The sequence below is a fragment of the Paenibacillus sp. FSL P2-0322 genome (genome assembly GCF_037975315.1).
GTDB classification, from domain to species: Bacteria; Bacillota; Bacilli; order Paenibacillales; family Paenibacillaceae; genus Paenibacillus; species Paenibacillus polymyxa_B.
In genome coordinates this window covers 5,875,059-5,900,087 of sequence record NZ_CP150243.1, presented here as the reverse complement: position 1 = coordinate 5,900,087, position 25,029 = coordinate 5,875,059, and the positions used below count along the sequence as shown (strand labels likewise).

At 44.4% G+C, this 25,029-nt stretch carries 25 protein-coding genes; 19 read left to right on the top strand and 6 right to left on the bottom strand.

The window, feature by feature from the left end:
- Positions 1-18: 18 nt before the first annotated feature.
- The 6 genes from MKY24_RS26100 (at position 19) to MKY24_RS26075 (ending at position 5,411) form a co-directional block, all read left to right on the top strand.
- Positions 19-843, top strand: a complete 825-nt coding sequence (locus MKY24_RS26100; protein ID WP_068939150.1) for an ABC transporter ATP-binding protein — start codon at positions 19-21, stop codon at positions 841-843.
- 38 nt (positions 844-881) lie between these two features.
- Positions 882-1,691, top strand: a complete 810-nt coding sequence (nikE, locus tag MKY24_RS26095; protein WP_023990977.1) for a nickel import ATP-binding protein NikE — start codon at positions 882-884, stop codon at positions 1,689-1,691.
- 142 nt (positions 1,692-1,833) lie between these two features.
- On the top strand, positions 1,834-2,643 hold the full coding sequence (locus MKY24_RS26090; protein WP_023990976.1) for a transporter substrate-binding domain-containing protein: 810 nt from the start codon (positions 1,834-1,836) through the stop codon (positions 2,641-2,643).
- 30 nt (positions 2,644-2,673) lie between these two features.
- A complete protein-coding gene (locus MKY24_RS26085; protein WP_023990975.1) occupies positions 2,674-3,390 on the top strand; it encodes an amino acid ABC transporter permease in 717 nt (238 codons plus the stop codon).
- A 4-nt stretch (positions 3,391-3,394) separates the two neighbouring features.
- Positions 3,395-4,162, top strand: coding sequence for an amino acid ABC transporter ATP-binding protein (locus MKY24_RS26080; RefSeq protein ID WP_254348340.1), 768 nt, complete (start codon positions 3,395-3,397; stop codon positions 4,160-4,162).
- A gap of 232 nt (positions 4,163-4,394) precedes the next feature.
- A complete protein-coding gene (locus MKY24_RS26075) occupies positions 4,395-5,411 on the top strand; it encodes an asparaginase (RefSeq protein ID WP_013312613.1) in 1,017 nt (338 codons plus the stop codon).
- A 25-nt stretch (positions 5,412-5,436) separates the two neighbouring features.
- Here the strand turns inward: MKY24_RS26075 and MKY24_RS26070 are convergent, their stop codons facing one another.
- Entirely contained in the window at positions 5,437-6,384 is a 948-nt protein-coding gene (locus tag MKY24_RS26070) for a Gfo/Idh/MocA family oxidoreductase (protein ID WP_049828356.1), read from the bottom strand.
- Between the two features lie 112 nt (positions 6,385-6,496).
- Between MKY24_RS26070 and MKY24_RS26065 the strand changes: the two genes are divergently transcribed.
- Positions 6,497-7,456 carry a WYL domain-containing protein gene (locus MKY24_RS26065; RefSeq protein WP_023990972.1) on the top strand — a complete coding sequence of 320 codons (960 nt, stop codon included), beginning with the start codon at positions 6,497-6,499 and terminating at the stop codon, positions 7,454-7,456.
- Positions 7,457-7,498: 42 nt separating this feature from the next.
- Here the strand turns inward: MKY24_RS26065 and MKY24_RS26060 are convergent, their stop codons facing one another.
- Positions 7,499-7,744, bottom strand: a complete 246-nt coding sequence (locus MKY24_RS26060) for a hypothetical protein (protein ID WP_013312611.1) — start codon at positions 7,742-7,744, stop codon at positions 7,499-7,501.
- 213 nt (positions 7,745-7,957) lie between these two features.
- Here MKY24_RS26060 and MKY24_RS26055 point away from each other — a divergent pair, with 213 nt between their 5' ends.
- Positions 7,958-9,358 carry a transcriptional regulator gene (locus tag MKY24_RS26055; protein ID WP_023990971.1) on the top strand — a complete coding sequence of 467 codons (1,401 nt, stop codon included), beginning with the start codon at positions 7,958-7,960 and terminating at the stop codon, positions 9,356-9,358.
- A gap of 212 nt (positions 9,359-9,570) precedes the next feature.
- Here the strand turns inward: MKY24_RS26055 and MKY24_RS26050 are convergent, their stop codons facing one another.
- Entirely contained in the window at positions 9,571-11,307 is a 1,737-nt protein-coding gene (locus MKY24_RS26050) for an ABC transporter substrate-binding protein (RefSeq protein ID WP_053326412.1), read from the bottom strand.
- 147 nt (positions 11,308-11,454) lie between these two features.
- On the opposite strand from MKY24_RS26050, the gene MKY24_RS26045 reads away from it, so the two are divergent.
- From MKY24_RS26045 to MKY24_RS26030, 4 genes are all read left to right on the top strand, one after another.
- Positions 11,455-13,041 carry a DUF4173 domain-containing protein gene (locus tag MKY24_RS26045; RefSeq protein WP_254348344.1) on the top strand — a complete coding sequence of 529 codons (1,587 nt, stop codon included), beginning with the start codon at positions 11,455-11,457 and terminating at the stop codon, positions 13,039-13,041.
- A gap of 13 nt (positions 13,042-13,054) precedes the next feature.
- A complete protein-coding gene (locus MKY24_RS26040) occupies positions 13,055-13,621 on the top strand; it encodes a hypothetical protein (RefSeq protein ID WP_339201156.1) in 567 nt (188 codons plus the stop codon).
- Between the two features lie 9 nt (positions 13,622-13,630).
- A complete protein-coding gene (locus MKY24_RS26035; RefSeq protein WP_167348642.1) occupies positions 13,631-13,789 on the top strand; it encodes a hypothetical protein in 159 nt (52 codons plus the stop codon).
- Between the two features lie 270 nt (positions 13,790-14,059).
- The gene (locus tag MKY24_RS26030) at positions 14,060-14,308 is read left to right on the top strand and encodes an AbrB/MazE/SpoVT family DNA-binding domain-containing protein (protein WP_069081040.1); all 249 of its coding nucleotides are present in this window, start codon (positions 14,060-14,062) and stop codon (positions 14,306-14,308) included.
- Positions 14,309-14,392: 84 nt separating this feature from the next.
- On the opposite strand, the gene MKY24_RS26025 is transcribed toward MKY24_RS26030, so the two are convergent.
- A complete protein-coding gene (locus tag MKY24_RS26025; protein WP_339202415.1) occupies positions 14,393-14,572 on the bottom strand; it encodes an aspartyl-phosphate phosphatase Spo0E family protein in 180 nt (59 codons plus the stop codon).
- An 811-nt stretch (positions 14,573-15,383) separates the two neighbouring features.
- On the opposite strand from MKY24_RS26025, the gene MKY24_RS26020 reads away from it, so the two are divergent.
- Both MKY24_RS26020 and MKY24_RS26015 read left to right on the top strand, forming a co-directional pair.
- A complete protein-coding gene (locus MKY24_RS26020; protein ID WP_069081041.1) occupies positions 15,384-15,914 on the top strand; it encodes a matrixin family metalloprotease in 531 nt (176 codons plus the stop codon).
- Between the two features lie 17 nt (positions 15,915-15,931).
- Positions 15,932-16,609 carry a hypothetical protein gene (locus MKY24_RS26015; RefSeq protein ID WP_081327507.1) on the top strand — a complete coding sequence of 226 codons (678 nt, stop codon included), beginning with the start codon at positions 15,932-15,934 and terminating at the stop codon, positions 16,607-16,609.
- Positions 16,610-17,506: 897 nt separating this feature from the next.
- Here the strand turns inward: MKY24_RS26015 and MKY24_RS26010 are convergent.
- The gene (locus MKY24_RS26010; RefSeq protein WP_141697523.1) at positions 17,507-18,874 is read right to left on the bottom strand and encodes a transcriptional regulator; all 1,368 of its coding nucleotides are present in this window, start codon (positions 18,872-18,874) and stop codon (positions 17,507-17,509) included.
- Between the two features lie 325 nt (positions 18,875-19,199).
- On the opposite strand from MKY24_RS26010, the gene MKY24_RS26005 reads away from it, so the two are divergent.
- Entirely contained in the window at positions 19,200-19,637 is a 438-nt protein-coding gene (locus tag MKY24_RS26005) for a hypothetical protein (protein ID WP_160788296.1), read from the top strand.
- A 72-nt stretch (positions 19,638-19,709) separates the two neighbouring features.
- Here the strand turns inward: MKY24_RS26005 and MKY24_RS26000 are convergent, their stop codons facing one another.
- A complete protein-coding gene (locus tag MKY24_RS26000; protein ID WP_339201153.1) occupies positions 19,710-20,825 on the bottom strand; it encodes a WG repeat-containing protein in 1,116 nt (371 codons plus the stop codon).
- 510 nt (positions 20,826-21,335) lie between these two features.
- Between MKY24_RS26000 and MKY24_RS25995 the strand changes: the two genes are divergently transcribed.
- From MKY24_RS25995 to MKY24_RS25980, 4 genes are all read left to right on the top strand, one after another.
- The gene (locus MKY24_RS25995) at positions 21,336-21,653 is read left to right on the top strand and encodes a PTS sugar transporter subunit IIB (RefSeq protein WP_013312603.1); all 318 of its coding nucleotides are present in this window, start codon (positions 21,336-21,338) and stop codon (positions 21,651-21,653) included.
- Entirely contained in the window at positions 21,646-21,978 is a 333-nt protein-coding gene (locus MKY24_RS25990; RefSeq protein ID WP_013312602.1) for a PTS lactose/cellobiose transporter subunit IIA, read from the top strand. The genes MKY24_RS25995 and MKY24_RS25990 overlap by 8 nt, the downstream gene beginning before the upstream one ends.
- An 84-nt stretch (positions 21,979-22,062) precedes the next feature.
- A complete protein-coding gene (gene celB / locus MKY24_RS25985) occupies positions 22,063-23,391 on the top strand; it encodes a PTS cellobiose transporter subunit IIC (protein WP_023990964.1) in 1,329 nt (442 codons plus the stop codon).
- Positions 23,392-23,464: 73 nt separating this feature from the next.
- The gene (locus MKY24_RS25980; RefSeq protein ID WP_339202413.1) at positions 23,465-24,874 is read left to right on the top strand and encodes a glycoside hydrolase family 1 protein; all 1,410 of its coding nucleotides are present in this window, start codon (positions 23,465-23,467) and stop codon (positions 24,872-24,874) included.
- The last annotated feature ends 155 nt before the right edge of the window (positions 24,875-25,029 follow it).

The window sequence follows — 25,029 nt, the reverse complement described above, 5'->3', positions numbered from 1 at the left end:
CGGGAGTGAGTTACAACGATGGACGACAGGGAGAAGGTGCTGGAGGTCAGCGGCTTACAGGTGAAGCTCAAAACCGGTGCCGGGGCGGTATCTCTGCTGGAGCCAACTCATTTTGAGCTGAAAAAGGGACAGGTACTGGGTCTTGTCGGCGAGAGTGGAAGCGGCAAAACGGTAACCTGTAAAGCGTTGCTCCAACTGCTGGATCGCCAGACGATGGACGTGGAAGGTAGTGTCCGTCTGAACGGGCGTGAGCTGAACGGAATGGTGGCCGAGGAGATGCGCCGTATTCGGGGCAAGGAAATCGCGTTTATTATGCAAAATCCGATGAGCGCTTTTACGCCAGTGTATACGATCGGAGCTCAGTTTATGGAAACGGTCCGCACGCACACCGGATTAACCAAACGACAGGCCCATGAACTTGCCATAACGGCTCTGGAAAATATGAATCTGCCCGATCCGGCCAAGCTGATGAAGCGGTATTCGTTTCAGTTGAGCGGCGGGATGTTGCAACGGGTCATGATCGCCATTTCCATGTGCCTGCGGCCAGCAGTAGTTATTGCGGATGAACCAACGACGGCGCTCGATGTGGTCAATCAGCTACAGGTGCTAAGAGAGCTGGATCGCTTGCGTACGGAATACAATACGTCCATTTTGCTGATCTCGCATGATCTGGGCGTCATTTCCCAATTGGCGGATGAAGTGGCTGTCATGCAGCAGGGTCGTATTGTTGAGCAGGCTGAGGTCCATCAGTTATTCGATCACCCGCAGGATGAATATACGAAAATGCTGCTGCATGTCAGACCCAAGTTGTCCATTCGGGGCATAAATCAGGTAGGTGGTTAGTCGCCTGTTCGACGGTTACACTTTCAAAAGGGGAGCGAATGCGCATGCTACAAGTGAAGAAAGTAACTCATAGCTATGGAAGGCGCAAATGGCTGGGCCGCTCTGAACCACGTCCTCCTGTGTTGGCTAACGTTTCGCTTACTATAGAAAGTGGGTTTTGCCTAGGCTTACTTGGTACCAGCGGAGCCGGTAAAAGCACGCTGGGCAAGGTTATTCTGGGGCTGGAGAAGCCGCAGGAGGGTCAGGTGCTGTTCCAGGGACAGGACATTTATAATGCGAGCCCCCAAGTCCGCAGGGGACTGCGACGGGATATGCAGGTCGTATTTCAGGACTGCTACTCTGCTGTAAATCCCCGAATGACCGCCGGGCAGATTATTGGTGAGCCATTGGACAATTACGAACGGTTATCGGTGCAGGAACAAAAAAGAACGGTCGAAAGCCTGCTGGAACGGGTCGGCCTCAAGCCGGAAGATCGGATTAAATATCCGCATCAATTCAGCGGCGGACAATTACAGCGGATCAACATTGCACGGGCGATTGCGCTCAAACCAAAGCTGATCGTGCTGGATGAGTCCGTCAGCAGCCTCGATATGGTTCACCAGATGCATATTTTATCCCTGCTGGGAGAACTGAAATCTTCGTTTGGATTGTCATATCTGTTCATCACGCATGATATTCGGGCGGCATATGCCATCTGTGATGGCATTGCTGTGATGGAGCAGGGAAGATTGATTGAGCGCTGTGATGAGAAGGATCAGATTTTTGAATCTGCTCATCCGGCTGTACGACGGTTGATCTCGTCCATTTTGCCGGAACATCCAGCAGAGCGTTTTCCGCTTCATGGATAACAGTGGACCCGCAAGGGTCCTTTTTTTGTGCAACATATGGATAAATAATCGAAATGAAATTTACTTGTTGTATTATTTGAATAACCCGTTATAATATAAAATCATAGTAAATTACTTGGATATTAAAAAGGGGATGTCATATATGAAGAAATCTGCTTTGGTAGCAGCGATTGGCCTATCTCTTGTGTTATTAACGGGTGCCTTGAGTGGATGTTCCTCGAAGGATGCGGCATCGGGGGATAAGGTAATCTATGTCGGCACACAAAATGACTACCCTCCGTTTGCTTTTACGAATGAAAAAAACGAGCTGACCGGATACGATGTGGAAGTAGTCAAGGAGATCGACAAGAAGCTGGACGGCTACAAGTTTGAGTTTGTACCTTCTGGCTGGGACGGAATTTTCATGGCGCTGGAATCGAACAAGATTCAGGTCGTAGCAGATGAAATCGCCAAAAATCCTGAGCGCGAGCAAAAATATTTGTTCTCGGATGAATCCTACTTTCAAGCACAATCCGTCATTGTTGTGAAAAAAGGCAGAACGGATATACACTCTCTCAAGGATTTAGAAGGCAAGAAGGTAGCCGCATCAGTAGGCGACTCCTACACACAATTGCTGGAACAATATAATGCGAAGAATGGGAATAAAATTATTTTGAAATACAATGATACAGGCACTTCGTCCGATAACCTTCAAGACGTACAAAATGGCCGGGTGGACGCTTATGTGAATGATCCAGTCATGACGGCTGCTACGATCAAGAAGGAAGGTTTGCAGGTCGAAGCGATAGGTGATCCTGTGCAAACGGATGATATCAATCTGGTGTTCAAAAAGGATAAGCAGGGCGAAGAGCTGAAAGCTAAAATCGACCCGATTATTAAAGAGTTGAAAACGGACGGAACACTGAAAAAATTGTCTGAACAATGGACAGGTGGGGAATATATCCCGCAGTAACAACAATGTAAAGGGTAAAGTGAGGTTCCTATGGAAAAGCTGTTTGACCTTGATTATATGCTGAAAAGCCTTCCCCGGATCGTTGAGTATCTACCCGTTACGCTATGGATTGCATTTTTGTCCATGCTGCTGGGTACGATTATCGGGTTGGCAACGGCGTTAATTCGGATATACAAGGTGCCTGTCTTGGCGCAACTGTCTACGCTGTATGTCTCCTACATCCGGGGAACACCGCTCATTGTGCAGCTGTTTCTCGTATATTATGGAATACCCAAGTTTTTATATTATTTTCAGAGCGAATACGGTTTCTTACAGCAATTAAATATCTACGTGATTCCACCCGAGGTTTTCGCATTGTTGTCATTTTCACTAAATCTCGGGGGTTATCTGTCGGAGACGTTCCGGGCGGCGATTCATTCAGTCGACCGGGGACAATTTGAGGCAGCTAATTCCATCGGCATGAGCCAAACACAAATTATGCTCAAAATTGTATTGCCGCAGGCGTTGACGGTGGCTTTGCCCAATCTGGGAAACACGCTGATCAGTACGGTGAAGGATACGTCTTTTATTTTTATGATCGGTGTCGTCGATATGATGGGACAGGCTAAAATTATGGGCGCGCGGGCGTTGGCTTTTTTTGAGGTATATGTTGCGGTGTCCCTGATTTACTGGTTGGTGTGCATTATTATTGAGCGCGGGCTTGTCGTGCTGGAGAAGCGTATTCGAATTTACGAAAGAAGTGAGTAAGAGCATGATTCAGCTTCATCAAATTCATAAGCATTTTGGACAGCATCACGTGTTGAAGGGCATAGACCTGACGGTAGGCAAGGGAGAAGTCGTGGTGATCCTGGGCCCAAGCGGATCGGGGAAGTCCACGTTGCTGCGCAGCATTAATTTTTTGGAGCAGCCGACCAGCGGAGTCATTGAAATTGACGATGTAAAGGTCGATGCCGCTAAGGCGGGAAAAAAGGACATTCTCGGACTACGGATGGCAACGGCAATGGTATTTCAGCAATATCAGTTGTTTAAAAATTTGAATGCACTCCATAATGTGATGATTGGTCTGACCAGTGTGAAAAAGCTGGATCGTAAGCAGGCGAGGGAGATCAGTGAAGGCATTTTGGAAAAGGTCGGGTTAAAGGATCGTATGACCTATTATCCTGCCCAGCTTTCGGGTGGACAGCAGCAGCGAGTTGCGATTGCCCGTGCTTTGGCACTAAATCCGCAGGTGTTGTTGTTCGATGAACCGACATCCTCACTTGATCCTGAACTGGTGGATGAAGTGCTGTCCGTGATTCAAAAGGTGGCGAGTGAAGGCAATACGATGATTATTGTCACGCATGAGCTTGGTTTTGCGAGAGATGTAGCGGATCGGGTTGTGCTGATGGAGCATGGTGTGATCGTGGAGCAGGGACCCGTGGAGCAGTTTTTCACCAATCCGAAGGAAGAACGGACACGGCAGTTTCTGGGCAAAGCGTTGGTACAGAGAGCGCCACAGGAGCAGCCTGTATCCCCATAAAAAGTACGTGGATGGGTTATAGGTATGTACAACGCTGTAGACTTATTGCACTTATAGTAAAAAGCACGTTAGACAAGTCGCAGGAGGAAGGAAAGCCCGCGCTTGTTTGTCGTGCTTTTTTGGCGCCTCTTACCCCAAATTCTTTTCCATTGCAAAGTAGCTTATCACACTTATTCATGATAAATTCTAAGAACAATACAGTGAAGATGTAATCGGGAAGGAACATTGGCATATGAAAAAGGTTTTGTTCATTAATACCGGAGGGACCATTTCTTCCTCTTATCAGGAAAACGGCCTGACACCGACCCAATCGGCTGAAAATATTTTGGCGGAAATTCCGGAGCTGAAGGAGATTTGCGAGATTGATGCCCATAATCTGATGAGCATTGATAGCACAAATACACAACCAGAGGATTGGGCTTCCATCGCCCGGATGGTACATCGTTCGCTCGATCAGTACGACGGCATTGTCATTGCACACGGTACGGATACGATGGCTTATACGGCTTCAGCCTTGAGTTTCATGCTGGGAACCGTAGACAAACCCGTCGTTGTGACAGGTTCACAAGTTTCCATTTTGGCGGAGCACAGCGATTCCAAAAAAAATGTAATTGACTCATTCCTGACCGCATGTGGCGAGGTGGCTGGGGTTTTTGTCGTGTTTAACGGCAAAATTATCAATGGTAGCCGTAGCTCGAAAATCAGAACACGCAGCTATAACGCCTTTGAGAGTATTAACTATCCGTACATTGGCCTCGTGGAGAACGGTAAGGTGGTCTATACGGAGGGCGTATTTGCAAATCGCAGTACCGTTCGTCATCCATACAACGACGGGTATGCTTCCGAAGTATTTCTGCTCAGGCTGATTCCGGGTACGAATCCGGCGATTTTCGATGCCATTCAGGGCTTGGGCTATAAAGGTATCGTCATTGAGGGCTTTGGTATGGGTGGCGTCCCTTTTAAAGAAAGAAGCCTGATCAGTAAAATCGAGGAACTGATGAAGGACGGTATGAGTATTGTCGTGACTACTCAATGTCCTTATGAGGGCGGGGATTTGACGATTTACGAAGTGGGGCAAAAGGTACTGGAGAAGGGTGTTATTCCGGGGTATGACATGACAACGGAAGCGCTGGTGACGAAAATGATGTGGGCGTTGGGGCAGACGACCGATCCGGCCGGGGTAGCCAAGATTATGGCAACGAACTACGCGGACGAAGTTTCCCTGCCTGCGGATACAGCTTCCTTATAGGAAGCTGATTTCCGTAGATACCGGGTTAACGCTGGCCTTGCCCCAGTCTGCTTTTAATCTCAATAGCCACTTTCAGCGCTTGTACAGCCGATTCCAGTGGAATCAGGCTTTCCGAATGTCCACCAAAGCATTCAAGTGCATGATCCAAACTTTTTTCGTATGGATTGGCAGATTCGAGGTTGATTTTTTGCTGTCCTGATGCGGTATACTCATATAATGCGGTAGGTATAAGATCGTTTTCGTCGCTTTCATGAAATACCAGCTTGGCCTTTTCGAAATAAGCTTCATAGGCCACTGTGAAGGGGTAGCTTCCCGGCATATGGGATGAAGCGATGACTTCTGTGAATGTATCCCGATGCTGAAAGTAAGCACGAACCTGTGCTTGTTCAGGATGGGTAACTTCTGTACCCCAGACTGTACATGGGTCACAGGGGCCCAATAGCCAAGTCAATAAATCCAGTTCATGAATCATGAACTGAGTAGGGATGGAGCTTAGTCCAAGATCTCCCCACAGGGGAGGCGTTTCTCTTTTCAAAGATAAGGAAATGAGCTTTCCGTACTTCTGTTGGCGGTATGCCTCATACAGATAGGTATAGGCGGGATCAAACTTAATGAACTGGTTGACCAGAATCTTTTTGCCATATTGCTCCGCAGCTTGTTGCATAAGAAGAGCGTCTTCGAGATTAAAGCAAACGGGTGTTTCACAAAATACATGCTTACCGTGCTTTAGCGCATCCACAGCATATGACCTATGCAGGTGGGAGGGCAGGCATAGATCGACGATATCCACGTCTGGATCCAGCAGAATATCCTCTATATTTTGTGTGACTTCTACGTTTAGCTCCTCTTTCAGCTTTTGCAGCTTGGTTTCGTTCCTTCCAAATACCATGATTCTGTTTACCTTGGGATGGTTGTTTAACAATGAGGCATGATATGCGCCGAATCCCGTCCCCAATATTCCAATATTCATAATCCATTACACCCCTTTACTTCTATGATACACACCTATTGCTGCCAACAGGGTGTCAACAATCTTTGCATCATCTTTTCAATTCGGGTTAACCATCTATTGTGGAGGTATGATTGTGAGACTGCATCGTTTAATCGCGATTTTATTATGTATCGAATCTAGAGGGAGAATGAAGGCCAAGGAATTGGCGTTGGCACTGGAAACCTCTGTACGCTCCATTTACAGGGATATCGACCTCCTGGCTGAAGCCGGCGTTCCGATTGTTACCGCATCCGGCCCGAAGGGCGGAATTTATTTAATGGAGGGTTATACGGCGAACCTGAAACAGTTGAATGGCGGGGATGTCATTCAGTTGTATTTAACAGGGATGGGCATTTATACAGGCGGGCCCACCGAATCGGGTTTGAAGTTAAAGAATGCTCTGCTCAAACTGGAACAGACGATGCCAGACCCGTATCAGTCCGATATTAAGAAAGCCAAAGCACGGTTTTATTTTGATGATACGCCGTGGTGGACGGAACGTATAGCCATTCCTTGTCTTGAGGCCGTGAGAGCTGCAGTGTGGGGGTCCCATAAAATAACCATTCAATATGAGAAGGCTGACGGAATCTGTTCTTCCCGTCATGTGCATCCCTATGGACTTGTGGTGAAAAAAGGAGATTGGTATCTCATTGCCTTCTGTGAAGTTGGGCAGGAGATTCGGACCTTTAAATGTGAGCGAATCAAGGAGGTTCAGCCGTCTGCGGAAGTGTTTGAGGTTCCGGTCGATTTTTCGCTGGAACATCATTGGATGAGGCAAGAAACCGCGTTTAAGCAGCTTTGTACAGAGAAAGAATACTATCCCGTTCTGATCCGAACGAATAAGAAGCAAGCGGGAATTATAGCGAAAAGAATGGAAATCATCCAGTCTGTACAGGAAGGCAGTCATTTCATTCTAAAGGTCAACATGTATAGTTATGAAGCGGCTTGTCGCGATGCTATGGATTGGATCGGTAGGGTTGAAGTTTTGGAGCCTGCAGTACTCCGACAGTTTGTGAAGGAAGAAATTAACCGACTCCAGAGGATATATGGATAAATGATTAAAAAAACACCTGCCTAGGGCAGATGCTTTTGCTTGTTAAGTCCAGGCCCAGAGAAATCCGTCACGATCCCAGGCAATTCTACCACCATGAAGCTTGCGGAATGCTTTTTTGATTTCTTTTTCCAGAGATACATGACCATGCTCGCTTATAAACACATACTGCTCTCCATACTCAGAGCGTACATATGCAATTGCATCTTCTTGTTTCAGGGTGCCCACTTCACGGATCTGCGCGACCATCCATTGTGCAATCTCTTGTTCTGTTGTAGGGGTGTTGTCCATTTGTCGTATCCTTTCCTGCGTACCGATTGGGTGTAGCTGTTCGGCTCACCTCCCCGTAGTATACGGCAATTCGGAGAATTATTGAATTTTCTGATATAAATTTACTTGAGCGGTTGGCTAAGTGGGCTTTCTTTTGTATAATTAAGGGAATATTCACGGGAATTTTCTTTTTTTGTATTGTAATCATGCAAGTAATCCCTGGGGGTGCCTGATTTGAAGGAAACAACCACAATTCGCGCAGAGCTGGAGCAGTACATCAGACGAGAAGGAATTACGATTAGTAAGTTTGGGGAGAACACAGGTATTAATGCAGGAACGATCAGTGCCATTATTAACGGTAATCGTCCGATTGCGATGCTGCTGTTGGATCGGATTGGTGCAGGCATGGGGCTTGAAGAAGGGAGCCTCTATGAGTTATACATTGATGAATTTATACGGAATACGGCACCGAATTGGCGACGGGTTCGCCCCTTTTTGCATCGCTGTGCAGAGCTGAACAAACTGGATTGTATTAAGCAAGTCGTGGAGTTTATGATGGACTATCTCATATACGCCCCAGCTTTGTTTGAGACAGCAGAAGAATTATTCAGTGAAGGTAAGTTCGAGGCTGCGGCAATTATTTATAAAAATGTTTCGGAAAGTGAAAAGTACCAACATTCAGAGCGTCTGGCGCTCTGCCAATACCGTTTATTTACGATTGCCGTTGGCGATGACCAGGACGAAAACTTATGGGCAGCCACACATTTCGAAAGCTTTGTGGACCGACTGGGTGAAGCAGACCAACTGGATGCCTTAAGAGACTTGGCCAATACCTATGCCTCCTTGCGGCGTTGGGATAAAGTAGAATGGTTTGCTGAAAAAATGGCTCAAAAAGCCAAGGTACAATACGAGCAAAAATACGGAAATACCAGAAGATCGGAGCGTGGCAAGGAACCTAAGGGTCCTTTGTTTATGTATATTGTATACTCTTATGTGCTGCGCGCCGGGGTGTGGGATGAGCGCGGGGATTATCAGAAGGCGCTGGAATTTGTATCCCTATACTCTGATTTGAGCTGGGTGCAAGAGGATACGGAAGAAGCTCAGCGTTTGAAGGCCCTTTGTAGCAACTGGGCTGAGGCCAACGGGTATTTATATCAATTGATGTCCGGCAGCCTGGATGTGATTCCACAGTATGTAGATTATTTGGAAAAAAACGAAGGTGAAATTCTGGTGGGGCTACATAAAATTATGGTAGCGGCCAACCGTTATGATTTTAATGTAGATCATGTACTGCAGCGCTTTGAAAAACAAATTGAGGCATTTGCAGATCAGCATGTCAAGGTAGGGACCTATACGGAGCAAATGTCAGCAGATCTCTATGCACGATTTTTGGCAGAGATGGCTTGTTATGATCTCAACAAACATCGTTATTCCAAAGGTATGAAATTCCTGCTCGAGAGCCTTTCCTATTCCGTCGTGCTGAATGGTAATCCTGTCACAATCAAATGTGTAGGATTATTTGAAAAGTTTCGGCATACTGCCACTTCTGAGGACAAAGAGGAATATAAAAACTTACTTGGAGAGGTAGAGTACATCCATGATAAAAAAGATCGTTTTTTCTCTGCTCGCATTTAATGTTTTTGTCCTATTGAATTTTTCACCCGTTCCCCCCCCTATGGAAGATCCTAGCGACGTCCACAGTCATGGGCTGGGGGGATGGGCTTTTTCATCCCTTGATACATCTACCTGAAAAGGTCTAGATTGTCGTAACCCAAAAGGTATCCTCTTATGAAGAAGAGGATACCTTTTTTTGATGTGGAAGTGCATTTGAAGGAGCACTTTTGCCGTCAAGAGTGGGGAGTTGGAAGTTGAGCAGGCGGAAACCAGACATGACGCAGATCCACCCAGCCCTGACTGTTAAAAGATACACCGCGCACAGAAGGAAGATAGGCCGTCTGAACGGGCTTTTCATATAAAATATGCAGCTGGTGCTCATCCATGAGCCGAGTTTCGATATGTTCAAATTGCTGCGCCCTAACAGTATGATCGGCCTCCCGTGCAATTTCACGCAGCAGTCTTTCGATATCCACACGGCTATGAGGCTCCACATGCCCAGATACATTGAGATACAAGTCAAACAGGCGTAATTGCTCATCACGGTCACGAAAGAGAGAAAAGATGATTAAGTCTGACTCCATACGGATAGATGAGCTTTTGAATTCATTCATAGATGCGGCCACGATGTTACAGGTATACCCACAGGATTCGAGCTGAGCCGCAACCCGGTCTGCGTCCGCTTTATACTCGGGAATGGTAGCAATTTGTAGTGCCGCCAGTGGTTCATAAGAATCGTTAGATGAATCCACTGCTGGAGGAAGGGAGCGATGATCCAGACATGCTACAATGCGGGCACGTATTTCTGGGTTGCGCAACGGTCCATCCTTGTGTGTATTACATGTGATAAATTTGCGTACCGAAGCCGCCGAGTGAATCTGGCTCCATGCGGTATCCGTATCTCCCGCTGATACGGGATTATGGATAATGTGAAAAGAAGAAGCGGTATCTTCCGTATCCGACGATTCCAGCTTAGTCGCCCACGGGAGTTGGACAATTTCCACTCGGTCCAGATGAGCCCGGCCTTGAAAATAAGGTGCGAAAGCCTCCAGTGTACACAGGCTTTCGTTCATTTCCGTGACTTTGAATGCCCCTGTACCGATAGGGCGGATGCCAAAGGCGGCCTCACCCACCTGATTAAGCTCACGCGGCACAATCGCAGCCCGGCTGGTACACAGGAAGGATAGAAATAGCTCGTTCGGCTCTTTTAGTACGAAGCGTACCATCGTCGGGCTCAACGCCTGGACGTGCTGAATTTGCCGGACGATAAAATGATAAAGTCGCCTTCCCGGCGCCCGACTCAGTCGCTCAAAGGTATAGACGACGTCTTCAGCGGTCAGTATTTTTCCGTTATGAAACAGCACTTCTTTACGCAGGAAAAAGGTCCACTGTGTACGAGTGGCGTCCACCTCCCAAGCGTGCGCCAATCCCGGCAAAATCTCACCGCTTTCGTTCGCCCGGCGGGCCAGGCCATCAAAGACGTGGCTGGATACGAAGGACTCGGCGAGCCAGTTCAAGTACAACGGGTCCAGCGTATAGAGCTGCTGGCGAATAGGCAGACGCAGCGTGTCGATCTGCTGCTGATCACTGCGCACCTCCGCGTGATGCCCAAAATAATTTAGCAGCCAGCCTTGCAAATGCTCCTGCATGGTGGAGGAGCGTGAATGAACTCGGATCTCATCCAGCGCGCGTTTGATATCATGGCGGTCTATGGCTTGCATCATGGATTGCACAGCAATGTCTTCCGGCTGAATGAGGAAGCGCAGACTGGAGCGGCGACCTCTACCTCGGCGAGGAGTCCATTGTATCCAGTCGTGCTGCTCCATTTTCTGAATGATCATCAAGGCGTTGCGGTGAGTACAGTCAAAAATAGCCGCCAGCTCATCCAGCGTCGTCTCTATGGTATGGTTTTCGTCCTTGTCGTCAGCTGCGTGTGAGTGAAGCCGTAAAAATTGGGCATGGAGTTTCATTCAAGGTTGCTCCGTTTCCCCTATATTTGATTAAAAGCGTAGCCACTTTTATAAAATAGGAAATTTTGTTTGAATTAATTTCTCTTTATCTTCTTATTTTATCATCTACAATAAGGGTTATAAAGCATATTTGTGGAGGTATTTACCATGCATGACAAGATGAATGGAACGTCTTTGCCGAAAACGTCGTTTCTGTCCGCCTTTGCTGGCGCAATTGTGTTGGCGCTGGTTCATCAATATCTGTTTTACGGACATGGGCTGGGCGTGTCTATGCCAATTTTTGTTATTGTGTTTTACGCCTATATGTATGCCTTTAATCGAGATCGTTTCCAGTTAGGATCATGGATAGGGCGTTTACTGTTTGTGATCATTTTCATGCTGGCATTGACATATGCGCTGTTCAATAATCCGGTCCTATATGTGTTAAATGCGCTGGCGATATCTGCTCTGATTAGCGTACATATGGTGCTGCTGTTTGGGGAGAAAAGGCATGGCTGGTCGGAACCCGGTATTATTGGTCAGGCGTTAAGCCATTGGTTTTATCAAAACTTTCGTCATATCGTGACCCCGTTTCGGATGGTTAAGACAGTAGCCCTTCGGAATGTGAAGGATGAGCGTAAGCGTGTATTGGGCAAAGTGATAATCGGTTTGCTTATTGCCTTGCCGCTACTGTTCATCATCATATCTTTGCTGGCTTCGGCAGATGGGATGTTCGAAAAGCTGTTATCTGGTATACCCGATTGGATCGGCACCCTGTCCTTTGGGAGTGGCATGCTGCGGCTGATCTGGACCTGCTTTTTCACCTTCTGTTTCTTCTGCTACTTGTGGGGATTTGTACAGCCTGCTCCGCGTAATACGCAAAGAGAGACTCAATCATGGCACGGGTTAAATGAGCGCACGAATGGTCCAACCACCGAGTACGATGGTCATTCTTCAGTGATGATTGACCGACCAACGGTGCCTTACCACGAGCCGGTCGCGATCAAGTTTGATCCTGTAATTACCGCTACGGTGCTGATTGTCATGAATTTGGTGTATGTTGTGTTCGTTGTGTTGCAGTTCGGATATCTGTTTGGTGCATGGGAAGGTGCTCTGCCCGAAGGAACCTCGTATGCTGAATATGCGAGAAGAGGATTCGGGGAGCTGGTTATGGTAACAGGTATCAACTTTGTGCTGATGATCAGTGTATTGAAGTGGACTGAATTTGGCTCAGGTATAGTGCAAAAAATGAACAGCGGCCTGCTGTACATACTCGTGGGTTGTTCGGGTGTGATGCTGTACTCGGGATATACCCGGCTGGTTATGTACGAAGAAGCATACGGCTATACGTACACCCGCTATTTGGTACACGCGTTTATGATTTTTCTGGGCTTGCTACTGCTTATTGCAGCAGTGCGCATTCATTTCCGTCAACTGCCGTTGGCGAAATATTATATTGTACTCGCTCTGGTCGCCTATGTCGTCGTGAACTATGTGGGCATTGATATACGGATTGCTGAAAATAATCTCGAACGGTATCGTACGACATCGGTGATAGATAAGGAATATTTGAGTGAGCTATCGGCAGACGCGATTCCGCTGCTGATTGACTTTAGTCGTAAGGAACATGGATCACTAGATGAGTTTTTACAAGCCCGTTTGACGAGCATGACGAGAGAAGAATCGGCTTGGCCTGAATTCAATTGGGCAAAGTATCGAGCGCAACGGGAATTGCACGACTATATTTTGGAATGAGAGGTGTTTGGGAATGATCGGAACAGAAACGGTACAGGGTATGGTATTGGAGCTACAGGATGAAATGTCACAGTATCAGCATCAGTTTGGGGTAAGACGGAACCATTTTCTCGTGGAGGCTATGTCTTACGGAATGAGTGAGGAGGAAGCTCGGTCTTATGCTATCCAGAGTATCGGTCCGGTCGTTCCCGTCGCCTATATGCCTACGTTGGCCCCCGGCAAAACCCGACCGCTCAGTCCAATGTTGGCAGCGCGGTACCGATATGCGGGGGATTGGAAGGACATCGACGAGCATCTGCTCCTGCCAGATGAAGTGCTGCGGATCGCAGGTACAGAGCAGTTCCGCAGCTGGATCAGCGATATGCGGAATTACTGGGTGGAATCGGCTCCATACCGATTCGGGGATGATCGTCTTTCGCTGCTGTCGGTTGCGAGCGAGGAAGAGGGTCACTTTTCCATGCTCGTCTGGAAGGAGCCTGGTGAAGAGCCTGAAGTATGGACGTATGCTTTGCAGCATGAATACCGATTCAGTCATCTGCTCCATTGGTTCAAGTGGCTGAACGGGCGCAGTGAAGAATGAGAGGTACAGATGATGAAAAAGAATCGTAATTGGGTCGTGCTATTTATCGGCATCGCTCTGATGATGGGGGCAGCAGACTATTTAACACAAGCTAAGCCTACGACTCCTCCTGAGCTTATCGTTCCAACCGTAATCAGTGAGGAAAGCCTTCAGTTAAGTGATGATTAGGTTTTTTCTTCTGCCCGCTCGTATCGTTGGATATTCGGGAGGGAGTCTTGCTTATTAAGGCAAAAAGCATGAACGTACCCATGATTCTCCTTTAACGCGTAACTGTGCGCTTTGCTGGGAGGTTTTCCCCGGCAAGGCGCTTTATATTTTCTCCATGTTGAACACGGTCCTTTTTCCGGTTCTTGCCATGTCATGATAAATATTTCCTTATTTCAGGCATTTATGCCTATTTTTGAGCTACTGATATTTTTGAAATAAGGAGGTTGTTTCTTGGATCGCGTAGGAATGGTCAGAGACTTGGATAGCTTAGGTCGGATTGTCATCCCCGTGGATATAAGAAAGCGTCTTGGGATTGGCAAGCATACAGCCATGGAGTTTTGGATGACGGAGAGTGGTTTGATCATGCGACAATGCACGGGGAAAGTTTGTACCTTATGTGGCGAACTTCAACATCTTACATATTTTAAAAATGCTTGGATCTGTATCTCTTGTATGAATGAATTGAAAAATAAACGATAAAGCTGGCAATCGGATTATTTGGCATGTATGTTACAATAAAAGGGCGAGTGACCTACCACAAGTTTCTCGCCCGGTCGATTGCCTTCAAGCAATCGGCTTTTTTAATTTTGCATAGTATATCCGATTATATTGATTAATCAGTTCGTCCAAGACCATAGATTGACGGAGTACATAGATATGCTCTAGTCCATATTTCGCTTGCAAATCATAGAGCCGCTGTCGATTCTTCTCCAATCGTTGTTGCAAATTTTCCTCACTTCCCATCATATACATCCCTCCTTAGATGATACTTATTTTAGGATGTCATGTGTATTTATGGGAAAAGTGAAAGTGCATGAAGAATATCTATTCTAAAAATTAAAAAACCAGCTTTAGGAGCTGTAATACGATCTAATTGTACGGTTGCCCGTGACGATCCCGCTTACCATGCCTAGATTTATGTTGCTACCAGACCGAATGGGTAATGTTTAACCCAAGAGTTGAATATACGGGAGGTTTTATCCTATTTGATCATGGGAATATCTAGTTGGGACCGATGATTTGGGCTACCAATCCCATGAATCACTAAAGGAATATTCAGATTTTTTTGAATTAATATTTTTAAAGATTACTGATTATAACCCAAAGTACGAGTACTCTTTTAAACTCAAATTATTATAAAAAGCTTGTTGCATCAAGCTTGGATGGAACTACCTGGATACGTTCAGACGGATAATAGAGCATAAAAAAGGTATATAAACATGTCATAAATTTTGGGATTTTCATAGTTTTATAGTCAATGACATAAAGAGGTGTCATTGCTATAGTTTGGATATGGAGACGATTTAGTTCTCTCCTCTCACCTTAGAACTGCAACAATGAGTGTCTAATGAATAGAGGGACTCAAAGGGATGTGTGCAAACCTCATGCATCTTAATGGGAATACATCATAAAGGGAGGTGTTCATGTATGGAAAATTAGAGGTATGCGGCTAACTATAAACCTCAACATTTCAAGAAATATATAGTTCAAATTTAATCTATAAAATCATTTTGTGAAAAAAGTAGATTATATTAAAATTTAGGGAGGATATAGAATGAAGAAGGGGAATATTCACAAAGTTGCGACTAAAAAAATTGTTACAATTGCTGCACTTACTATTTTAGCATTACACAGTTCATTATTTTTTTCTTTGCAAGCATCTGCTGCTACCACATCCTTATTGTCGTGGGATTTAGTTGATTCTACTAAGCACCTAGAATGGGGAGGAAGTACAGCTTATCAAAATTCATTTAATGCAGGAGTGAATTCTTGGGAAAATTATAAGTTTGGTATTATTAGACCAGACTATGTATCAACTATTGAAGATGTTACATTATCCGATTATTACGAAGTCAGTACTACTGCCGGTGTAACTTCTTCAGCGGGTACATTGAAATTCAATGAATATCGAATGAACACCTATAGCTCTAATCAAAAACAAAATGTTGCTACTCATGAGCTTGGTCATGCTCTTGGATTGGGTCATAATACAAGTAGTGATGTAATGTATATGTATGTTACGTCTATAACAACGCTCAGCGCTAATGATAAAGCTTCATACGATCTTGCTTATAAAAAATACTAATTAAGGAGGTACAACCAATGATAATTAACATAAAGAAAAACTTTATTTTCTTGTCCCTTTTCGCAATAATTTCCATGCTGGCTTCCGGTTGCTCCAATAGTAATGCAGACAAGAATATAACGAAGGCTGGCGAGGTTCCGACCAGTTATTTACATGCTTCATTTGATATAAATGTAGATAACCCTAAAGAGGTTGTAGGTTTTGCAGATTATGTATTTGTAGGATTTGTAGAAGAAATGACTGGAACTGATTATAAATTTCCTGTAACGAAAGAAACGGAAGATGGACCAAAAGAATTGAAAAGTCCCTATACGAATTATTCCATTAAAGTGCTTGATAATATAAAAGGTAATCTAAAGAAAGATGTTTCCATTCCTCTTCAAAAGTCCGGGGGATTGAGTGAAGATAAGAGCACATATCTTTTATATGAAGATGACTTTCTCCCACAAAAAGGAAAGGCATACGTATTTACTGCTGCGACTCAGCCCGATGGTTCGTTGTTAGTATCAGGGCCAAATTCTAATATAGAAGTAAAAACAGATTTCTTTTCGAAAAACAGTATCCAGAAACTTAGTGAAGAGAGCATTGCTAATGAACTAACCAAAACAGATGAGTATAAAAAGTATCAGGATGCGTATAAAAACGAAATTGATAAAGATCGAAAAAGATTTACTTCCAAGTATGAAGCTTCTTAATACGAGCATCTTTCATAAATTTCCGCTGCAACCTCAATCGGATGAGGCCAAACTCTGAATACCAATTTCTGATATAGATTTTTGTAAAGCAGTCTAAACCTCAAATATAAGGGATTTAGACTGCTTTTAATCTAAAAGCATATCCCAGTGGTGAGGTACTCTGCTAGAGCTTATCAACTGGAAAAAGGACAAGATTGTGTTTCACAAAGGTAAGGAGGATTTACACGAAGTATTTGTCTTTAATCAAACGCTTAACATGGATGCTGATCTAGCTTCCGTAGATATTCCCGATAGGAAGCGTCCAAGGATTGAAAAGGACAGCTCAGTTTCTAGAAGCATTTCATTTGTTACCGTAAAAGATCCTCTTTAATATCATTAGTTGCCGGTAGAACGATAAAAACAAAAGATGAGCTTAAATGAAAAAGCAAAATGAATTATTTAGGGCGCCTTCATTAGAAGGCGTTTTATTTTTTGCTTGGCGACGAGCCGAAAAAACATTAATTGTTTAATGTGTTCTCTTACTTTGTAGGCTTACTAAAAGAAAAAGTCAGCTCTGAGAGCTGACTACAAGGTAAAATTGCTTCTATAGATATTATCAAACACTACCGTGTTGTTTCAGACGGCTTGTAAGAAGGCTCCTTTTCTTGATGCTGAATTGAATTGATAGATGTTGTCACTAAGAGAAAACTAAGCTCATCAATTAAAGTTTGGTAGGATGCTTGGAGAAACTTCTTTGCTAAATTGCTCAGAAAAATAACTTCAAAATGTACAATGGTTATGTCCCACCCCCATGTTGAGTGTTTGGTTTGTAAACACTCTCATGAAGAGGAGCCTGAAATGGAATGATCCCAAAGAACAAAAAGCTAGTTGCGATTAATAGTACAGCTAATTTTTTGATCAAATTCTTTCACACACCTCTCTAATAATGTTTTGGTATGCTGTTTCTGTGCCAATCGTTGCATGTTTTTTGAAACTCTCAAATAAACCTACGCATTTAATAATAAATGTCTTATTATTAAATGTAGCCGATTTTTCTAAAGTTATGATTAAGTAATGGAAACCATTTGTGAAATTACTATTCACTAAATAATACTTTGCCAGCTCATGCAAAAATAGAACAAGAAGATCAGAATTTTTTTGTGATATATATATGGTATCAGGTCGCTGCTGAAGGAATTCAGTGATTTCCAATTCGAAACGTTGAAGTATATCGTCCACATTAAAATAATATCGGTTGGCGGCCTCAACAATGTTGCACAAAGTGATAGGGAGTTCATCTTTGCTCGACTGGCTAAGCTTTAGGTAATCAGGAATTACAGTTGTATCCCCGGATAAGAGTTTATTAGTGTAAATGTTTGCTTGAGCCCACTTTCTAAACAATTGTATCCAATGTTGAGCTTCTTTATCGTTCTCCTTTACCCAACTTAAATCTGCGTAAGCGTAAGTATACTGTAGGGCTTGCTCATAGTCACCTTTTTCCTCACAAACGCACGCATGAAGCAAGCTTGAATAGGCCACGTAGTAAAATAGCGGTCTACTTGTTTTCTTTGGACTTCTCTTTTTCTTTCCCTCCTGATGGTAGACTAAATGATACTGAATTTTAGCTTTGTGTTCCAATTGATTCGTCCACTTATCCAACTTGCCCCAGCGCCGTGACGAAAGGTATGTATTGGCTAAATCCTTTATCGCGTCGAGCTGGTCAGCATCATCAAGGCGCTCAACGTAATCTTCAAATTGAATCGCAGCCTGATAGTTTATTTCCTGATCGTCTCCTTGCTTTGCCATAAAAATGCGGTACTGACAAAGGGCTAGTCGCTCGGAGTGCTGCTTTTTCTCACTAACGGCTACGCTCTCATAAAGAATGATGGACGCTGCAAACTTTCCTTGTTGGAAAAAGTCCTCAGCTATGATAAACAGAGCATCGGCGTATGCCAGCTTTTCCATGAGCAGGTTAACGACCTGCTCAATGCAGTCCAACATGTTCAATTCTGCACAATGATAGAAAAGGGGCCTGACTCTACGTATGTTAGGGGTTGTTGCACTCAAAAATTCCTCAATATAATTCTTGTAAAAATGTCCTTTGGGGTGACCCAACGTGGCTGTAATACGATCTAATTGTTGAACGGAAAGTGTACGGTTGCCTGTGACGATCCCGCTTACTGTACCCGGGTTTATACCTGCCACCAGACCGAATTGAGTAATGTTTAACTCATTCTGTTTCATGAAGTTTTCCAGTTCTGCGCGTATCGTGGTTGTAGGTTCCAAGTGTAACAACCCCTTTAACGTAACATTTTATGTATTCCGTTAGATAGCGATCTATAAGGATATTTATTGGGACAATCCGATGCTAAAATATAAATCCATTCTGGGAGATATTATACCATCTTATGGATGTATTATATATACTTTTCTACTAATTACTTTTTTGTGAATTAGGATTATTTCTTTGCATATTACGTTGTTAAAGTAAGCCGGAATTCACCCTAATAGTTGAGAGGGAATTGAGGCCAACATCAATGAATGTGGAGCCATTCAGATGTTCAAGCGACTCCGTCATTTCCTCTACAGCTTATATTCAGGGGGAATTTCAATGGCTAGAAATGCAAGTACTTACGCATCTGTAATTGACGGTTTTAAGGTAGAAACGAACAAAAAGTATTCGCCAGTAGGTGGAACGAAGTGTAATATTTTTGCACAAGATGTGATGTCTGCGATGTCGGCTTCCCTGCCAAGTGGCTTAGCCAATCAAATGGCTGATGCTTTACTGGGCGACAATGCGCCGGGATGGTACACTGTAACCTTTCAGGATGCTCAAAAAAGAGCAAATCTCGGGTATCCTACCATCGGAATCAAAAAAGCAGATGGGCATGGTCATGTGGTCGTTGTCAGACCGAAGGGTTCATCGATCACGATTTTGAAGGAGGTACAGGTTGCACAGGCGGGGACCAAAAATTATAACAGTAACACTATTAACTACTCGTGGGTGGCAGCAGATTTGCCTGGAGTGAAATTCTACACACACGACTAATTGGATTCGAGATATCGGCAATCTAATGACCCTGGAAGCAGATCCATTCGATCTGCCTCCAGGGTCGTTTTTTTATTTCGAAACAGAATGTTTAGATACAATGAACGCTTTGCCTGGCTTGATAAAAGCAACAGCATAGCCATTGGAGAAGGAGGAGGATTCCACTCTGTACTCAAGTTTAGTCAGCAGTTGTCCCTGACGATTGATGTAACCGAATTTGCCGTCTGAGACGGATGATTGTGTTTGTTTACCGACTAAAGCAAGGCCTTCTTTGAACGGAGTAGTAACATCATATTTTTGTTGATATTTAATGACTAGCGTTCCGTTTTTATCAATAAATCCGACTTCGTTTTTTGCATTTTTCACACTCGCCAAGCCTTCACTAAAATCCTGGGCATCCGTAAATTTAAAGGGAATCGCGACTTTTCCCAGTTTATTGATGAATCCCCATTTTCCCTTGGCATTTTGGACTGGAGCCAATCCTTCCGAGAAGTCTCCACCGGATTTATATTGAGGAGGAATGACTTCTTTCCCTGCTGTATTGATGTACCCGTATAGCCCTTTGCTATTCTGAACAATAGCCAAGCCATCCGAGAAACCACGACTGTATTTATATTTATAAGGAATCGCTAGTTGACCAGAGGCATTCACAAAACCGATCTTGCCGGTGTTAGGGGCGTAGGCGAGGGCCAGACCGTCTGTAAATACATATTCTGACTCCACATTTTCTTTAAAATGAGAAAGAATTTTTCCCGTTCGATCTATAATTGCATTTTCTTTGGTGTCTGCTATGGTTACCTTTGCTTTTCCTTCAGAAAAGAAATTGGCTTCGGTATATTGGCAAGGGATGACCAGTGCCCCTTTGGTGTTAATGTATCCATAGAGATTGGTTTTTGTATTTTTGACTACGGCTCGCTGCTCATGAAAATCACCAATGGGTTTAAGCTCGGCGGGAAGTGAGAAAGCTTTCTCTCCTTTGGTATTGTAATACACGAGGTTTCCAGCGGATGTTTCAGCGGCTAATAAGCCATCATGAAAAGCACCATCGCTCAGCGGGCGAGCAACGTTGTAATCCAGAGCAGTTTTAGAAACTTCAATGGTTGTTGTGCTGGATGCGGCCCAGCCTGTTCCAATAACAGAGAGGCTAGTAACCAGAATCAATGCAGCTAATCCTAACTTTTTTAACATGTATAAGCTCCTTTGTGAGTTGACTTTTTAACTTCAGGCTTCGAAAAATCTTACCCTCATACGTAAGGTCTTCCATAATATAGACGATAAAAATGTAGGAATGTTTCTTGATATTCTAAATTTTTCTAATTTTCAGCACATGAGAAAGCCCTGCTTCCAAGTATGACACTTGCTATTCTCATCTCTACTCATCTCTTCTCACCTCAGCTATTCTTTGGCTACGGAGGGGCTATCAAGTTACTCCGTAAGCTCATGTTAGCATTTTACAGAATCGAATAACATATCATTTGGCAGAACCTCTTATAGTGAAAATCGATTACTATTGAGAGATTAAAGATAAGAGATCACGTTCATTTTCAAGAAAAAAAGTGAAGAAACAGTGTCATTTTAAAAAAAGTCTATACATATAAATTAAATGTATAGACAAATCAAAAGACTGGATTTATAATTACGCTGTAAACGTTTTCTAGTACTTAACATCCAATCAGACCTTGAAGGGAAGGAACAATCATGAAGAAAATTTTGCTGGCGTGCAGCTCAGGTATGTCTACAAGTTTGCTGGTTACTAAGATGCAGGATTATGCTAAGTCCATTGGAGACGAGGCTGAAATTTGGGCAGTAGGTCAAGATCAGGCGGCAGAAGATATGGCTAAGGCTGACGCAGTATTGATTGGCCCGCAAATGAGTTTTCTTAAAGGACAGCTGGAAAAGGAAGCAGCCCAATATGGTATTCATGTAGAAGTGATTGACATGATGGCATACGGGATGGTTGACGGTAAGAAAGCCTATGAGCAAGCAGTGAAGCTGGTGGAACGCAAAAATGGATAAAGTCAATATAGCTGAACTGACGGAAGAGCAAATTAGTTTCCAACTTATTCTTCATAGTGGAAGCGCTCGCAGTAAAGTAATTCAGGCGCTGACCGAATATCGAAATGAGAATGTAGAAGGTGCGGACGAACTGCTCAAACAAGCCAAGCAGGATTTACGTGCTGCGCATGATATCCATTTTCAAATGGTTAAGAAGGAAGCGGGAGGTACCCAAACTCCTTTCTCGCTCCTTCTAATGCATGCCGAGGATCATCTGATGTCCACGGTTACCATGAAGGATCTGGTTCTAGAATTGCTGGAACTGTTCAAATCCAGAAATTTATAACGGAACATGTAAGTTTGAGAAATTTGGGACATGAAAAGCTTGCAACCCTATTGATGCAAGTCACTTCGCGGGGAGGAATAGGCTTTGTTTGAAAAATTAAGCCGGATACTGATACCTATTGCCGGTAAACTGAACAACAACCGCTATCTTACTGTACTGCGTGATGCATTTATGCTGTCATTTCCATTAACGGTTTTTGGCTCCATTATCGTCGTTATTATCAATCTGCCGTTTCTAAAAGGGTGGATGGGCGACGGCAATTATGCGACTTTTAGCAGTCTGCTGAACATTGCGCCTAATGCCACACTGAATATCATGACCTTATTTGTAATCGTCGGGATTGGGTATTACCTATCTCGAAGTTATAAGGTCGAGCCCATATTTGGCGGCATGATTGCGTTGGCTAGTTTCTTGATGCTCACCCCGTTTGTGCTGACACAAGAAAGCGGTGCCACGATTGCTGGTGTCATTCCGGTTGATCGGATTGGTGCCAAAGGCATGTTCCTTGGTATGATCGTCGCTTTTATTGCGGCAGAGATATACCGAAAGGTGACGCAACGAAATTTTGTCATTAAAATGCCTCCAGGCGTTCCGCCGGCAGTTGCCAAATCATTTGCCGCTTTGCTTCCGGCATGTATTACATTGGGCATATTTTTGATCATTAATGTTGTAGTTACACTGACCCTTCATAATAACCTGCATGATCTGATTTATCATGCTGTACAGGCACCTCTGGTGCATTTGGGCAGTGGCATTATACCTACATTGATTGCTATTTTCTTTGTTCAGCTTTTATGGTTCTTTGGGCTTCATGGTCAAATTATTATTAACTCGGTTATGGACCCAATCTGGAATACGCTGGCACTTGAAAACTATGAAGCGTACTCCAAAGGAGCAGAACTGCCGCATATCATCACCAAGCAGTTTGTGGATATTTACACCGTAGGTATCGGTGGTACAGGTATGACACTGGCTGTCGTGCTTTCGATTCTGATCTTCCTGAAGAGTAAGCAATTGAAGCAGGTCAGTAAGCTGGCCCTTGGACCGGGTCTGTTTAATGTCAACGAACCCGTCATATTCGGTCTGCCGATTGTGATGAATCCGCTTATTTTTGTTCCATGGGTTATTTCTCCAATGATCGTTACGCTGATTACTTACTTTGCCATGACCACCGGGATTGTGCCGCCGCCAAACGGAATACAGGTTCCTTGGACGATGCCGTTGTTCTTTAGTGGAATGATGGCTACGGGCTCCCTGATGGGTGGCGTGCTGCAGTTGTTTAATATGGCTGTCGTCTTTGTCATCTGGTTCCCGTTCCTGAAAATTATTGACCGGATGAACGTTCGTAAAGAGCAGGAAGAGGAGCTTAGCCAAGCAGCCATTGCTGGTAAGGATCAAACTGTTGGAATGTAATGTGGATAAGCTGCTAGATTAGCAGCTTATTCATTGCAAAAGAGAGAGGAGTAGAGCTGTGAATCATACCGAAATGAAAGATACAGAGCAGCAAACCATTCAATACCGTTTTCCATCCGACTTCTGGTGGGGCTCATCGGCTTCGGCTACCCAAACAGAAGGAACCGTGGAGGGAGACGGCAAAGGACCGAACATTTGGGATTATTGGTTTGAGCAGGAGCCGAACCGTTTTTATGACGGGGTTGGACCTGGCGAAACGTCCCGTTTCTATACCCGTTACAAAGAAGATATTGCACTCATGAAAGAGCTTGGTCACAACTCTTTCCGGTTCTCTATTTCCTGGTCGCGTCTGTTTCCGGCAGGGAAAGGTGCAATAAACCAGCAGGCGGTTCAATTCTATAATGCCGTCATTGAAGAGTTGCATCAGGCGGGTATTGAGCCGTTTGTGAATTTGTATCATTTTGATTTGCCGATGGCTTTACAGGAAAATGGAGGCTGGGTGAACCGGGAGACGGTCGAAGCTTACGTGGATTACGCTAACACTTGCTTTGAGCTATTCGGGGATCGTGTAGCCAAATGGTTTACACATAACGAGCCGATTGTCCCGGTGGAAGGCGGCTATCTATACGATTTCCACTATCCGAATGAAGTGGATTTCGGTAAAGCCGTACAGGTGGGATATCATACCCTGTTATCGAGCGCCAGTGCTATTAAGGCTTACAGAGAAGGCGGTTATAAGGGCAAAATCGGAATTATTTTGAACCTGACGCCAACTTATTCGCGTAGTCAGCATCCGGCAGACGTGCAGGCTGCTGAAATATGCGATGCGTTCTTTAACCGTTCCTTTTTAGACCCATCTGTGACGGGAGAATTCAATCCTTTGCTCGTGGAGCTGTTACGCCAAGAGGGATATGTACCAAGCATGGAAGACGGAGATCGGGAGATCATACGCCAGGGCACTGTGGACCTGCTGGGGATTAACTATTATCAGCCACGCAGAGTCAAGGCTCGCGAAAGTCTGCCAAACCCGGATGCGCCTTTTGTGCCGGAACGTTTCTTCGATTATTACGTCATGCCTGGTCGCAAGATGAATGAAATGCGGGGCTGGGAGATTTATGAGAAAGGCATTTACGACATTCTGACCAATGTCAGAGAAAATTATGGAAACATTGAATGCTTCATTTCGGAAAACGGAATGGGCGTTCAAGGTGAAGAAAAGTTCAGAGATGAACAGGGCATGATCCGCGATGACTATCGCATTGATTTTATCCGTGAGCATCTCAAATGGGTCCAACGAGCGATCTCAGAAGGCTCCAATGTGAAGGGCTATCACCTATGGACGTTTATGGACAATTGGTCCTGGACGAATGCTTATAAGAATCGCTATGGTTTTGTGTCTGTCGATCTTCAGGACGGTGGCAAGAGATCCGTTAAACAGAGTGGGCACTGGTTCAAACAGGTGATCGAGAATAACGGATTCTAAGGTGGTCCTCTGGACCGCCTTTTTTTCTTCATCATCGTCAAAGAACTGTGCTGTACGTCGCTGGTGAGAAAGTATAATGTTCGGTATACTTACTTATACCGTAATACCTTAACGTCCCGCCTGCAGAACAAAAAGAACCAGCGCTACCGATGTTT